9 protein-coding genes are annotated in these 14,589 nt (G+C 51.4%); 5 read left to right on the forward strand and 4 right to left on the reverse strand.

Features of this window, described 5'->3' with window-relative positions; translation table 11 throughout:
- Both BUC30_RS15355 and rfbA read right to left on the reverse strand, forming a co-directional pair.
- A partial coding sequence (locus tag BUC30_RS15355) for a dTDP-glucose 4,6-dehydratase (RefSeq protein WP_139260868.1) occupies positions 1-692 on the reverse strand: 692 nt, incomplete at its 3' end.
- 119 nt (positions 693-811) lie between these two features.
- Positions 812-1,699, reverse strand: coding sequence for a glucose-1-phosphate thymidylyltransferase RfbA (gene rfbA / locus BUC30_RS15360; RefSeq protein ID WP_073443321.1), 888 nt, complete (start codon positions 1,697-1,699; stop codon positions 812-814).
- Positions 1,700-1,773: 74 nt separating this feature from the next.
- Between rfbA and BUC30_RS15365 the strand changes: the two genes are divergently transcribed.
- Positions 1,774-4,392, forward strand: a complete 2,619-nt coding sequence (locus BUC30_RS15365) for a DEAD/DEAH box helicase (protein ID WP_073443323.1) — start codon at positions 1,774-1,776, stop codon at positions 4,390-4,392.
- A 53-nt stretch (positions 4,393-4,445) separates the two neighbouring features.
- On the opposite strand, the gene BUC30_RS15370 is transcribed toward BUC30_RS15365, so the two are convergent.
- Both BUC30_RS15370 and BUC30_RS15375 read right to left on the reverse strand, forming a co-directional pair.
- A complete protein-coding gene (locus tag BUC30_RS15370) occupies positions 4,446-6,038 on the reverse strand; it encodes an SO_0444 family Cu/Zn efflux transporter (RefSeq protein ID WP_073443325.1) in 1,593 nt (530 codons plus the stop codon).
- 2 nt (positions 6,039-6,040) lie between these two features.
- Complete coding sequence (locus tag BUC30_RS15375; RefSeq protein ID WP_073443327.1) at positions 6,041-6,361, reverse strand: ArsR/SmtB family transcription factor; 321 nt, start codon at positions 6,359-6,361, stop codon at positions 6,041-6,043.
- A gap of 197 nt (positions 6,362-6,558) precedes the next feature.
- Between BUC30_RS15375 and BUC30_RS15380 the strand changes: the two genes are divergently transcribed.
- The 4 genes from BUC30_RS15380 (at position 6,559) to BUC30_RS15395 (ending at position 14,543) form a co-directional block, all read left to right on the forward strand.
- On the forward strand, positions 6,559-7,371 hold the full coding sequence (locus BUC30_RS15380) for an outer membrane beta-barrel protein (protein WP_073443328.1): 813 nt from the start codon (positions 6,559-6,561) through the stop codon (positions 7,369-7,371).
- Positions 7,372-7,376: 5 nt separating this feature from the next.
- Entirely contained in the window at positions 7,377-9,047 is a 1,671-nt protein-coding gene (locus BUC30_RS15385; RefSeq protein ID WP_073443330.1) for a bifunctional ADP-dependent NAD(P)H-hydrate dehydratase/NAD(P)H-hydrate epimerase, read from the forward strand.
- A gap of 51 nt (positions 9,048-9,098) precedes the next feature.
- Positions 9,099-11,972 carry a DNA polymerase I gene (gene polA / locus BUC30_RS15390; protein WP_073443332.1) on the forward strand — a complete coding sequence of 958 codons (2,874 nt, stop codon included), beginning with the start codon at positions 9,099-9,101 and terminating at the stop codon, positions 11,970-11,972.
- 396 nt (positions 11,973-12,368) lie between these two features.
- Positions 12,369-14,543, forward strand: coding sequence for a glycoside hydrolase family 5 protein (locus BUC30_RS15395; protein WP_073443335.1), 2,175 nt, complete (start codon positions 12,369-12,371; stop codon positions 14,541-14,543).
- The last annotated feature ends 46 nt before the right edge of the window (positions 14,544-14,589 follow it).

A 14,589-nucleotide genomic window follows, 5' to 3' on the forward strand; every position in this document is an offset into this window, starting at 1 on the left:
TTGTTAATGAAAAGCGGGATGAGCTTTTCGGGGAACTGGTACGGGCCGTAGTTGTTGGAGCAGTTCGTGACGATCGTCGGCATGCCGTAAGTGTCATGGAATGCGCGCACGAAGTGGTCGGAGCCAGCCTTACTGGCGGAATACGGGCTGTGCGGTGTGTACTTCGTCGTTTCGTAGAAGAAGTCGTCACCGTATGCCAAATGGTGTTCCGAACTAGAAGCCGTAGTCGTGAACGGAGGCGTGATGCCTTCCGGGTGGTTCATCTTGAGGGCGCCGTAAACTTCGTCGGTCGAAATGTGGTAGAAACGCTTGCCCTCGTACTTTTCCGGGAGGCTTTCCCAGTAGAGCTTTGCAGCCTGGAGGAGGGAGAGAGTACCCATGACGTTCGTGCGGGCGAATGTGAACGGGTCCTTGATGGAGCGGTCCACATGGCTTTCGGCAGCGAGATGGATGATGCCGTCGACCTTTTCGTCCTGCATAAGCTTGTAGAACGCGTCAAAGTCGCAGATGTCCATCTTCACGAACTTGTAGTTCGGCTTGCCTTCGACATCCTTCAGGTTTGCGAGGTTGCCCGCATACGTGAGCTTGTCGAGGTTGATGATATTGTATTCAGGGTACTTGTTGACAAAGAGGCGAACAACATGGCTCCCAATAAAACCTGCCCCGCCAGTAATTACGATGGATCGTTTCATGAATTTCTCCAATTTACGAGGGAAATATAGTAAAGGGCAACTTTTTCTGCGGACAACAAACAAAAAAGAACCCGGCAAGGAATGCCGGGCATAAAGAGTCAAAATACAAAATCCGAATTCTAGTAATGGATCTTGCCTTCGGCAACCTTTTTGAGGTGCTGACCATAAGGAGACTTGCCATACTTAGCTGCGGATTCCAAAAGTTTTTCCTTGTTAATCCAGCCGTTCTTATAAGCAATTTCTTCGATGGCAGAAATCTGGATACCCTGGCGGTTTTCGACCATTTTCACGAATTCGCCCGCTTCGATAAGGCTATCCATCGTGCCAGTGTCAAGCCAAGCAAAACCACGACCGAGGAGTTTCACGTCGAGTTCACCCTTGTCGAGGTAAGTCTTGTTGAGGTCGGTAATTTCAAGTTCGCCGCGAGCGCTCGGTTTTTGCACCTTGGCAAATCCAGCCACGCGGTTGTCATAGAAATAAAGACCCGTAATAGCGTAATTGCTCTTCGGTTCCTTCGGCTTTTCTTCAACAGAAATCACCTTGCCATTATCGTCAAATTCCACAACGCCAAAACGTTCCGGGTCTTCGACGTAGTAGCCAAATACGCTCGCACGGCCATTTTCTTCGGCGTTCTTGACGGCAGCCTTCAAAAGCTGACTGAAACCGTTTCCGTAGAAGATGTTATCGCCAAGCACCATGGCGCAGCAATCGTTACCGATAAATTCTTCGCCCAAAATGAAAGCCTGGGCAAGTCCATCCGGGCTCGGCTGTACCTTATAGCTCAAGTTGAGACCCATAGCAGAGCCGTCACCGAGCAAACGTTCAAAGTTCGGCAAATCTGTCGGTGTAGAGATAATGAGAATGTCACGAATGCCCGCCAACATCAAAGTCGAAAGCGGGTAATAAATCATCGGCTTATCATAGACCGGCAAAAGTTGCTTCGATGTGACCATCGTAAGCGGATACAGACGTGTGCCGGAGCCCCCAGCGAGTACAATTCCTTTCATAACAATTCTCCTATGATTTCGAAAATAGAAAACTTCTTACGAAAGATTTTTCAAAAAGTTATTTTTAGCACATTATGGCAGAGCAAAACAAGCGAATTCTCAAAGATTTTTTGAACGAACTGATTGAAAAGTTCAACGGACACCGTTCCGATATTTCGTCCGAAGACGTTTTAGAACAATTTATGGCGTGGGCAGAGAGCCGCGGTACAACGTTGTACCCAGCGCAAGAAGAAGCGATTTTGGAACTTTTGGACGGCAAGAACGTTATCCTCAACACGCCGACCGGCAGTGGAAAATCCATGGTCGCGCTTGCTCTGCATTTTGACAGTCTTGTGCACAACCGCCGAAGCGTTTACACCTGCCCCATCAAGGCGCTCGTGAACGAAAAGTGGATGGCGCTCTGCAAGGAATTCGGCGCAGAAAACGTCGGGCTTTCGACTGGCGATGCAACCGTCAACCGCGACGCCCCCATCATCTGCTGCACGGCAGAAATTCTTTCGAACATGGCGCTCTGCGAAGGCGAAACGCTTACCATCACAGACATCGTGATGGACGAGTTCCATTATTACAGTGACAAGGAACGCGGTGTCGCTTGGCAAGTTCCGCTTTTGACACTTCCGCAATCAAGATTCCTCTTGATGAGTGCCACCGTTGGCGCTACGGAATTTTTCGAACGCGATATGACCAAGCACACAGGGCGCGAGTCCGTGACCGTCCGTTCCACACAACGCCCGGTGCCGCTCGACTTTAGCTACAGCACCACCGAAATTTCGACCGAAGTACAAAAGCTCGTGAACGAGGGCAAGGCTCCCGTTTACGTCGTCCACTTCACGCAGGCGGCAGCGGCAAGCAATGCGCAGAACTTCATGAGTCTTGACCTCTGCACCAAGGAAGAAAAAGTCAAGATTAACGAAGCGATAAAGGAAGTCCGATTCTCCAGCCCGTATGGCCCGGACGTCAAACGTTGGCTCAAGCAGGGCATTGGGCTCCACCACGCGGGACTTTTGCCGAAGTACCGCATTCTTTGCGAAAAACTCGCCCAACAAGGTTTGCTCAAGGTCATTTGCGGAACAGATACGCTCGGCGTGGGCGTGAACGTCCCCATCCGCACAGTACTTTTCACGCAGCTCTGCAAGTACAGCGGTGACAAGACCGCCATTTTGACCGCTCGAGATTTCCACCAGATTGCAGGCCGCGCAGGCCGTAAAGGGTTCGACAATGTCGGTTACGTGGTCGCACAAGCGCCTGAACACGTCATTGAAAATCTGAAACTCGAAGCAAAGTCGCGTACGACAGGCAAAAAATTCCAGAAGAGGAAACCGCCTGAACATGGTTACATTCCGTTTGACGAAAACACCTTCAAACGTTTGATTGAATCCGCACCGGAACCGCTGACATCAAGCTTCCAGGTAAACCACGGAATGCTTTTGAACATCTTGAGCCGCCCGACGGACGGTTGCCGCGCTATGCGAGCACTCCTCAAGGATTGCCACGAAAGTGCCGCAAGCAAGAAGCAGTTGCAGCACCGCGCATTTTTGCTGTTCAGGAGTCTCGTCGAGAAAAAGATTATCGAATTCGTGCCTGCAGTTGCCGAAGGTTACAGCCATTTGCGCGTGAACATGAACTTGCAAGATGACTTTTCGATGAACCAGCCGCTTTCGCTTTACTTGCTCGACACGCTCCCGAAGCTCGACAAGGATTCGCCGGAATACGCACTCGATGTGATTACCTTGTGCGAAAGCATCCTCGAGAATCCCGATGCAATTTTACGCATCCAGCAGAGCAAGGCTCGCGATGCCCGCATGAACGAACTCAAGGCGCAAGGCATGGAATACAACCAGCGCCTCGAAGAGATTGAAAAAGTCGAATACCCGAAACCGCTGCGTGATTTTATTTACGACACGTTCGATGCTTTTGCCGACATTCACCCGTGGGTGGACGAAAACATTGAGCCCAAGTCCATTGTGCGTGAAATGTTTGAGAACTTCACGACATTTAGCGGTTACGTGAAGCAGTACAACTTGCAGCGCATGGAAGCCATTTTGCTCCGCCATTTGAACGGGGTCTACAAGGTGCTTTCGCAGACCGTGCCTGACGGCTACAAGAATGAAGAGCTCTTGGAAATGCAGGACTACCTCGGTGAAATGATCCGCCGCGTGGACTCCAGTTTGCTCGAAGAATGGGAAAAGATGGCACACCCAGAAGATTACCAGAAGCGCTTGGACGAAGGCGCTTCCGAAGACGAAGTCGAAAAGGCTTTCGGTGCAGACAAGGCTGCCGCGGACATTACCTACGACAAGAAGCGATTCCTCAACATGGTTCGCCAGCGCATTTTCCAGATTATGATGAGTTTGCAAAAGCAGGACTTCTCGGATGTTCTGGATAGCCTCGCCGACGACCTTGCCGAGGGCGAACTTTTGGCGGACGCCGAAGGCACACCGTGGACAGAAAAACGGCTCATCGAAACGATGGCCGCCTACACTGCCGAGCATCACAAGTTCCGCATGGACGTGGAAGGTCGCGCTCTCAGCCATACCATCGTCACGTACGAAGGGAACATTATGCAGATACAGCAAATGCTCCAGGACGAAGAAGGATTCAACGACTGGAGCATTGATTTCACGGTCAATCTCGACGAAAGCCGAGAAGCCGGAATGCCATTGTTAAAGCTTGCTAGAATCGGCGAAGTTTAAAACACAGTCACGCCCGCGAAAGCGGGCATCTCCGTTTTAAGCGAAGTTTAAGTTTAAGCCTCGCCGGCGAACTCGAAACCAGCTTCTTCGACAGCGGTCTTTAAAGAGTCAATGTCGATATCATCATCGTCGTGCCATTCCACGTGCAACGATTTGCTCGCGACATCGGCTTCAGCAAATACGACTCCATCGAGCGGGCGAACCGCTTTTTCAACGCACGCCTTGCAGTGGCTGCAATTCATGCCGTTCACGCGATACGTTTTAGAGACTGGCTCGGAATGCGCCAAGGTCGCTGAGCCTGCCGAAGCGCCGTGATGATGGTCGTGTTCGCCGTGTTCATGGCATTCACAAGATTCGCCGCATTCGCAATGGTCATGATCGTGATCATCCTCGCAAGAGTCCGCGCACTTGCAAGAATCGCCACAACCGCAACCACAGCCGCAATGACCGTCACAGCCCTTGTGCGCAAACTTTGCATACAGCATGAATGCAGCCAAGAGCCCAGCGCAAACGTAATCGAACACGCCTAAAGCCTCGTGCCCATGACAATTCGCAGCACCTTGCGGGAGCATCGCCGAGAGGAACGTATCCATAAAGAACGTATCGACGATAAAGCCAAAGAACATCGCGCCAAACGCAATCGAGAACAAGTAAGCTGCGAGCGTACGCTTGCCAAAAGCCTTACCGACCACAAGCATCGAAGCGATACTCGTTGCAGGTCCAGCCATCAAAAGCACAAGGGCCGCACCTGGAGTAATTCCCTTCGCCACAAGTGCGAGCGCAAGCGGAATAGAACCCGTGGCGCACGTGTACATCGGCATTGCCAAAAGCAGCACGCAGACCATGCAAAGAATCGGGTATTCACGCAATGCAAGGAACAGTTCATTTGGGACAAATGCAGAAATCAACGCACCAAGCACAAGGCCAATCATGAGCCACTTGCTCACATCGCCCACCATGTTCACAAGGCCATAGCGGAACGTCTCTTTAATCTTTCCCGTGAAGGTCCCTGAGCCTGCCGAAGGGCCGCCGCATTCACAGTGTTCATGATCATCTTCACAGCAGCAACCACAATGTTCGTATTCGTGATGATGGTCGCCACATTCGCAATGATCGTCATCATCGTGGTCATGATGGTGTTCGTGGTCGTGGTAATGTTCATGATGATGTTCGTGTTTTGCCGAATCAGCATGAGCAACAGCATTCCCAGCAGATTCGTTACGATCCGTTTCTCCGCGAGTTGCAAAGTTCGTCAGCACACCGCCAAACAGCGCCGTTACAAACGCCGCCACCGGGCGCAAAATAGCGAACGGGAGTCCCAACAGCGAATACGTTGCCAAGATGGAATCCACTCCCGTCGCAGGAGTCGAAATCAAGAAGCTCACGCTAGCGCCCTTGCTTGCACCTTCTTTGCGAATTGCAATCGAAGTCGGAATCACGCCACAACTACAAATCGGAAGCGGGACGCCAAAGATTGCCGCCCAGAGCACCGATGCAAAATTCGACTTTGCAATTTTAGGCACGTACAAATGATTCGGCACCCAGACATGCAAAATTCCAGCGAGCAAAAAGCCAAGCAGCAAAAACGGAGCCATCTCCGAAAAAAGCGTGATAAACTCCCAGACAAAATCAGTAACCAAGTTCATTTTTAGACCTTCTTCTTATGCAAAATGTGAGCAAGCCCCGTATTGAAAATTTCGCCGATATGTTCGTCATCGAGTGAGTAATAAATCTTACGACCGTCACGAGTCGGCTTCACAAGATTCGCCGTGCGCAAAATTCGCAACTGGTGGCTCACCACGGACTGTTCAAGGTTCAACTTTTCGGCAATGGCACTCACAGACATCTCGCCCGAAAGCAACAAATGAATCACGCGAATGCGCGTCGTATCGCCAAAGAACTTGAAAAACTCCGACAGTTCGAATAGCGTATCGATCGAAATATTTTGCGTATTCGGTTCTTTATGCATATTTATACCCGTTTTAATAGTTTAAATATATGAACAACAATTCATATATACATATTTTCATTTAACATGGCAAGGTATCATTCCATAAAAAACGGCTCCTTAACGACGATTCCGCCCAATTTCGCAAAGCCTTCTTTATTATATTTTCATTACAAGTTAGGGGTTAATCACCAGGATTGCCTCAAAAAGGAGATTTTATGAAGAAATTTGCAACCGTCATTTTGACCGCACTTTGCGCAACAGCCATTGCAACCGCACAGCCGATTGACCAGCCCATTGAAAACGCACCGCAAGCAGTTTCAACGCAAGCAGCCCCGGCTCAAACAGCCGCCCCACAAGCTGTAGCTACAGAAGCTCAAGCTAACGAAGCAATGCCAATCGACGAACAACAACAAACATATTCCGTCCAGAAAAAAGCCCCCATCGGTTTTGGCGCACGAGTCGCCTTCATTTACGGTAATTTCTGGGGATTCGAAGACCTTTCCGACGGTCTCGAAGAACCTACCGGCTTTGGCGGTGAATTCGGCGTTGCCACCCGTTTCAACATCGTAAAAGGTCTCCAGTTCGCTCCTGAAATCTTGTTCCGCTTTTTCAACCTCAGCCATGACGACGACGATGTTGAAAGATGCTACAACCAGATGTTCCTCGACTTGTCTCTTTACATTCGCGGAATTATCGGCGGAGGTTTCTTCCTTGAAGTCGGTCCTCAGTTATCCATCAACACAAGCAGCGATTACTCCATTGACGGCGTAGACAACGAATTTGAAAAAATCACACAATCCACCGCTGAATTCGGTCTCAATTTCGGTTTAGGTTATTACGTCTTGGAAAACTTAAGCGTTAGCTTCCGTTGGTACATGGGATTTACCGAAGTATTCCCCGATGTAAAGTACTACTTTGACGACAACTTCAAGCCTGGTAAAGACCAAAACGGCAGCTGGTCCACGATCAACTTGAAGGGCGCCCACACGATGATGTTCAAGTTCGGCGCAACCTACTGGTTCATTTAATCTAAATGAGTTCGCTCCAGTCCTTAAATTTGCAACCGGTTCTTTCGACCGAAGGCATGCGTAATCTCGACGCAGCGTCAAAAGAATTTTTGGCAAAAAAGACTACGAGCGAACCTTCAGAAGAAGACGTTATCCAAAGCGGATACACGTTAATGCAAGAAGCAGGGCTTGCGCTATTCAAGTTTATTCAAGCAAAAGCGCTCGCCCCCATCGCAATTTTTATTGGAGGCGGAAACAACGGAGGCGACGGTCTCGTACTTGCCAAGCATCTTTTGCAGGCAGGGATTCATAGCCCAGTCTTTAGCCTCGCGCCCAAAAGTAAATTCAAAAACGAAGCCAAACTAGCGCTTGACGATTTTCTACAGGCAGGCGGTATTTTCGTCAGTTCCGCGTCACTTACCAAAAACGAAAGCTTCGCTATCCGCTTTTTGCGAGAAGATATTCAGCTTATCGTCGACTGCATGCTCGGAAACGGCGCCAAGGGAGAGCTTCGCCCCGATTTTGCAGAAACTGTACGAATCATAAACGAGAGCGGAACTCCCGTCATTGCCGCAGACGCACCCACAGGTTACGACTCCTCTATGCACATTTGCAACAACATTTGCATTCATGCAAGCGATACAATGTTGTTCGGATTTCCGCGTTTAGATGCTTACGTAAAAGAAGGTGGACCTGCATTTGGGAAAGCCGTAGTAGCCCAACTCAACTACCCCAGCGAAGTCGTCCAGCAATTTGACGAAAAGAATTACCTCGTCACAGAAGATTATATTCCGCAGCTTCTGCCCAAGCGAAACGAATGGGGCGACAAGCGAAATCAAGGAACAGCATTCATTATTGCAGGTTCCAAGGATATGCCTGGCGCAGCAGCGCTTTGCACAGAGGCAGCACTTCGCAGTGGAGCGGGACTTGTAACACTCGCAACGACCGAAGCTATTGCGCCGATTATCCAAACAAAACTTTCTGAACCCGTTTTTTGCAGTCTAGACGATTTCGGCAAAGACACAGTGCACCGCGGAACGCTACGGCACGAAAACATTACAACGTTATTGGATCGCGCAAAACACGCAAGCGCAATCGCCATTGGCCCCGGTCTTTCTACAAACTTCGGCACGGTTGAAGCAGTCCTCGCATTACTCCCGCAGTTCAAGGTTCCAACAGTCATTGACGCCGATGCTTTAAATGCAATCGCAATGATAGACGACGCAGAACCCAGATGTGGCATGGTATTTCATGACGAGAAAGCGACTATTCAGGCAGTCAACGAATACCTGCGCAATTTACAGCAGCCCGCCATTCTGACGCCCCACGTGCGAGAATTTGCAAGACTCTTCGGTGAACTTCCGAATAGCAGCTTCGCCATTCCGAGCCATTTAAGAGAAATCGCCACAAGCACAAACAAAGTCATTCTGCTAAAAGGTGCACCAACGTATATTGCCTCGCCCGATGGAAATGTTTACATCATTCCTGTCGCGAATTCTGGCATGGCAAAAGGCGGGAGCGGAGATGTGCTTTCGGGAATTATCGTAGCACTCCTCGCACAAGGTTTGGCGGCAACCGAAGCAGCCGTACTCGGCGCACTTTTGCACCAGAAAGCAGGTCGCATTACACGCGAAGAACTCGGCGCATTCAGCATGCTCCCAAGCGACATCATCAAGAACTTGCACAAAGCGTTTTAATTTCTTTTTCCTCGCCTCGGCTCTTTTTTGCAAATTGCTACATTCCCTAGCATGGCAGAAAAGACTTTACTACTTCTCGATTCTTTCGCTCTCGCGTTCCGCATGTTCTACGCTTACAGCCAGAACCCACTCGTCAACAGCAAGGGCGAAGAAGTTTCCATGATGCACGGCTACTGGGGTGCAGTCCTCCGCATTTTGGCTAAACACAAGCCCACGCATTTTGCGATTGCCCGCGATGTCGCGCACACAAAGACTTTCCGCCACGAACTTTACCCAGACTACAAGGCGAATCGCGGCCCCATGCCCGACGAAATGGCGGCACAGATGCCGCTTCTCTGCGAATCCTTGGAAGCAAGCGGCATCCCGCTTTTGTCAGAACCGGGCTACGAAGCCGACGACGTGATGGCAAGCGCCGCCGAAGCCGCCGTCAATGCAGGTTTTGACCACGTCGTGATTATCAGTAAAGACAAGGACATGTCGCAAATCGTAACCGACAAGATCCACCTTTTCCACTTGGAAAAAGGCGCAGACGGCATCGATTTTGGACCGCAGCAAGTCCTTGAGAAATACGGCATCCCGCCTGAAAAAATCCGCGACTATCTAGCCCTCATGGGCGACTCGAGCGATAACGTTCCGGGCGTCCCCAAAGTCGGTCCGAAAACAGCCATCCAATTGTTGACCGAATACGGCGACATGGACAACATTTATGCAAACCTCGACAACATCAAGAAGAAAGGTTTGCACGACAACCTCGCGAACAACAAGGAACAAGCGTTCCTCAGCCGCGAACTTGTGACGCTACAGACAAAGCGCGCCTACCATGGCAACCTCGACGCGCTCGAATTCTGCGGTATCCACAGCGATACGCTCGAAGGCATTTTCAAGGAACACGAAATCAACAGTCTCATTCGATTGCTCGAAAATGTTCCGAGCAAGACAGGATTTGTGCGCAAAGACGATTCCGACGACTCCGCGACGGGGGCCGAGAGCAACGGCACCTCCGATGATGCATCCGGCGACTCTAGCAACAGCAAAGTCGTAAAAGCAAGCTTCCCGGTAGACCTCCCGCCCACTTACATCTGCATTGATAACGAAGAAACATTCGAACAGATGAAGAAGGAATTCGACGAAGCGACAGAAATCGGTATAGACACCGAAACCGATGGACTCGATCCGATGCAATGCAGCATTGTCGGGCTTTGCCTTGCCGCCGCAGCAAAAGACGGTAGCGTCCCCAAGGGCTACTACATTCCGCTCGGACATACCGACGATATCGGATTCCCGTACCCCGCCGGCAAGGGTGGAAACTTTGACTTCAACGCCACAAAGAAGTGGTTCATCGATTTTTGGAACGATTCTTGTGACACTAAACGTTCACTCGTTTTCCACAATGCCAAATTCGACTTGCACGTTCTCGCCCGCACCTTCGGACTCACGCAAAAGCAAATCGACTCCGCAAACATTATCGACACGCTCATCGCCGCATGGATGCTATCGCCCGGCCAAACCGGACTCGGCCTCGATAATCAGGTCATGCAGCTTTTGCAGCACGAGATGATTCCGATCGAGAATCTCATCGGACGTGGCAAGAACCAAATCACGTTCAACCGCACGCCCATCAAGGACGCCACCGAATACGGCGCCGAAGACGCCGTCTACACGCTCCGCCTCTGGGCTCCGCTCCGCGCCAAGCTCCAGAAGTACGACTACGAAAAGTACTTCTTCAGCCAGGAAATGCCGCTTCTCAAGGTGCTTTACCAGATGGAAGGCGTTGGCGCATTCGTCGACACGAAGATTCTCAAGAAATTGCAAACCGATTTGGAACACCGCATCGAAAAGCTCGAAAAAGAAATCTGCGACATGGCAGGTTGCGAATTCAACATCGGCTCGCCCAAGCAGCTCGGCGAAGTGCTCTTTGATACGCTCGGACTCCCCGAAATCAAAAAGCGCAGCACCGATGCCGCTGTCCTCGAAGAACTCAGCTTCCGCAGCGCGCACCCGATTGTTTTCGCCGTCATCGAATACCGCGAACTCAAGAAGATGCAGAGCACCTATGTCTCCGTGCTCCCGACACTTGTGAATCCGGATACCAAGCGCATCCACACGAGCTTTATCCAGTGGGGTACCGCGACAGGCCGCCTTTCGAGCCGCGACCCGAACTTGCAAAACATCCCCGTCCGCAGCGATCTCGGCAAGCAAATCCGCGCCGCATTCGTTCCGCAGAACCCGAACAATGTGATTCTCGCAGTGGACTACTCGCAGATTGAGCTCCGCATGCTTGCCCACCTGAGCGGTGACGAAGCACTCATCGAAAGCTACAAGGAAGGCATCGACATCCACGCCCGCACGGCAGCCGCCATCAACCGCGTAAGCCTCGAAGACGTGACCGCCGACATGCGCCGCGACGCAAAGGTCGTGAATTTTGGAGTGCTCTACGGCATGACCGCCTTCCGCCTCTCCCGCGACCTGAAAATTCCGATGGCACAGGCAAAGAGCTTTATCGACGGCTACTTCGAAATGTACCAGGGCGTGCAAAAGTTCATCGACGACACCAAGGCCGCCGCCCACCGCGACGGCTATGTCGAAACGCTCTCCGGACGCCGCCGCTACATCGCAGGCATCGACAGTTCCGACCGCATGGAATCGCAAATGGCCGAACGCATGGCCGTGAACACCCCCGTGCAAGGCAGTGCCGCCGACCTCATCAAGATTGCCATGATACGCATCCAAAAGCGCATCAACGACGAGAACCTCCCGCTCCGCATGATGCTCCAGGTGCATGACGAACTCGTGTTCGAATGCCCGAAGGACCAAGTCGAAGAGCTTTCTGCCATGGTCAAGTCCGAAATGGAAGGTGCAATGGAACTTAAAGTTCCACTCGTCGCTAGCGTCGGATTCGGCAAAAATTGGCTCGAAGCACACTAGAGACCGCTCGGCTCAAATCCACTCGAAATACTCCTTCTTCGCCTCGCTCTCGTCAACACGACCCGTTTATACGGGTCGCTTTTGACTCACTATACCGCGCATTCCCCGCGCAGCCCCAAATGTTCTCAAAAAAAGTTCTCAAACGAATGTGATTTCAGCCACGTTTGTTCTTACAAACATGTTATTTATTTCTATGTAAATAATTTTTCAGTTGCGTTCGCAGCCTTTTTCATATATATTAAAAGCCATACAACGGGTGTATTCTTGAGTGTATGAGAAAAGGGATGTTTGAGATTGGGCAAAAACGCTCGAAAATGTTCTCAAAAAATTTCTAAAATCGCTAAAATTTCACAAAATAAGGCACCCAATCACAAGTCTCAACAAGGAGTCTTAGACATGAGATTGAATACCTTTGGCATCGCATGCAGCTCGCTTCTCATGGCAGCATCAGCATTCGCCGCCCTCCCCAAGGCAACCGCATTGGTCGAACCGATGGGCATGGGTTATAATATCGGCAACACCATGGAAGTGCCGGAAAATCCGACAGCATGGGGCAACCCGCTCCCGACCGCAGGCTACATCAAGGCCATCAAGGCAGCCGGTTTCAACACCGTGCGTATTCCTTGCGCTTGGTATTCTCATTCTGACGCTCTTACTAAAGACATCGCCGCAAACGGCGGCACCGCCGACAATTCCACCTACAAGCATGTAGGCAAGGCTGCCGATTTTACCACTCCGACCATTGATGCCGCATGGCTCAAGCAGGTGAAGGACGTCGTCGACATGATCATTGCCGAAGGCATGTACGTCGTCTTGAACTCTCACTGGGACGAAGGCTGGCTCGAAGACCGCGTTTATGAAGGCACGGCCAATCCGCGTAGCGGTTCCGGCGACATCGCTAACTCCTCTGCAACCGTCAAGGCCCGCCAGGCTGCATTCTGGGCTCAGATTGCATCTTATTTTAAAGACTATGACGAGCACCTTCTCTTCGCAGGCGCCAACGAACCGGGCGTGAACGACCCGTGGGGTTCCAGCGGCCAGTGGGCGTTCGACAACTCCCGTATGCAGATTTTGAAGGGCTACTACGACGCATTCATCACTTCTGTGCGTAGCGCAGGCGGCAACAACGACACCCGTACCTTGATTGTGCAGGCTCCGCGTACCGAAATGGACAATGCTCCGATGCTCAGCACAAGCTGGCCGACCGACCCGGCTGGCGAAGGTTACATGATGGCCGAAGTCCACTACTACCCGTATCAGTACTCTCTCATGACCGCTGACGAAGATTGGGGCAAGCAGTTCTATTATTATACCGGTCTTCACAGCACGACCGATACAGAACACAACATGGGTTGGAACGTTTACAGCAAGAGCATCGACAATTCCGCTCTCGGCACTCCGAACCAGATTGCAAAGGCTTTCGGCGAACTCAAGACGATGTTCTGCGACAAGGGCATTCCTGTGATTATCGGCGAACTCGGCGCCATCAAGCGCACCGGTCAGATTACCGATGCCGCCAACCTCAAGCTCCACTTACAGGGCCGCGCCCTCTTCTACGGCGAAGTTGCCAAGAACGCTAAGGCAAACGGCATTGTTCCTTACGTTTGGGACACCGGCGCAGAAAACGACGGTAACATGACCATCATCACCCGTCAGAAGGGCACCTACTCCATTCTCGACCCGGATGTTTTGAACGCTATGCAAAAGGCATACGGCATGGAAGGCAACAACAAGAGCAACCTCGACAGCTTGGTTAAGGAAAACGAAGTTCCGGAAACCGCTGGCGGCAAGGCTGCCGAAATCACTTACAAGAGCGTAACATCCGACTCTAGCGAAACCGGTACCCTCCGCATCAACCTCTCCGGCACCGCCAAGGATCTCTCCAAGTACGTCGGTCTCGAAATTCGCATGAAGGGCTCCGTCGTTTCTGCAGGTCCTTGCACCAACGCCGCCAAGGATTGCGGCGAATACGGCTGGACTTCTATGGACCTCTTCATGATGACCGGCGGTTCATGGGCATGGTTTGACGCATCTCTCATGGCTCAAGCCGACAAGGAACTCGAAGAAAACTTCACGACATTCCAAGTCAAGTGGACCGACTTCCGTACTGAACCCACGGATCTCAACTCAGCAAACGCCATCGGCCTCAACCTCTATGGCACGCAGGTTTCTGGCACCATCACGATTGACTACATCAAGGGCATCAAGGCTGACGGTACAACTGAAATCATCGAAGACTTCGACAAGAAGCCCTCTACCGAAGGCACAGCATCCGGCAAGGTTGTCGCCATCAGCGGTTCCACTGGAATTTGCATGCCGCGCACCGCAACAGCACCGAAGATGCTCGTCAACGTGCAGCCGGGTTCTGTTTACGCCACATTCAACGCAAGCAAGGCCACTCGCGCAACTGCTATGCTCATGAATTCCATGGGCCAGGTCATCGCTCAAAAGAGCTTCGACGCACACGCTGGTGCAAACGAAGTCCAGCTGAGCACAAGCGCACGCGGCGCTGCAGTCCTCATCGTCAAGATGGGCAGCCAGAAGAGCGTCAAGCAGATCAAGCTCCGCTAACTTAAAACCCCTTGCATGTTGGAGTGTTTACAGCAAGGGAATAACA

The sequence above is a fragment of the Fibrobacter sp. UWB7 genome, assembly GCF_900142945.1.
GTDB lineage: Bacteria > Fibrobacterota > Fibrobacteria > Fibrobacterales > Fibrobacteraceae > Fibrobacter.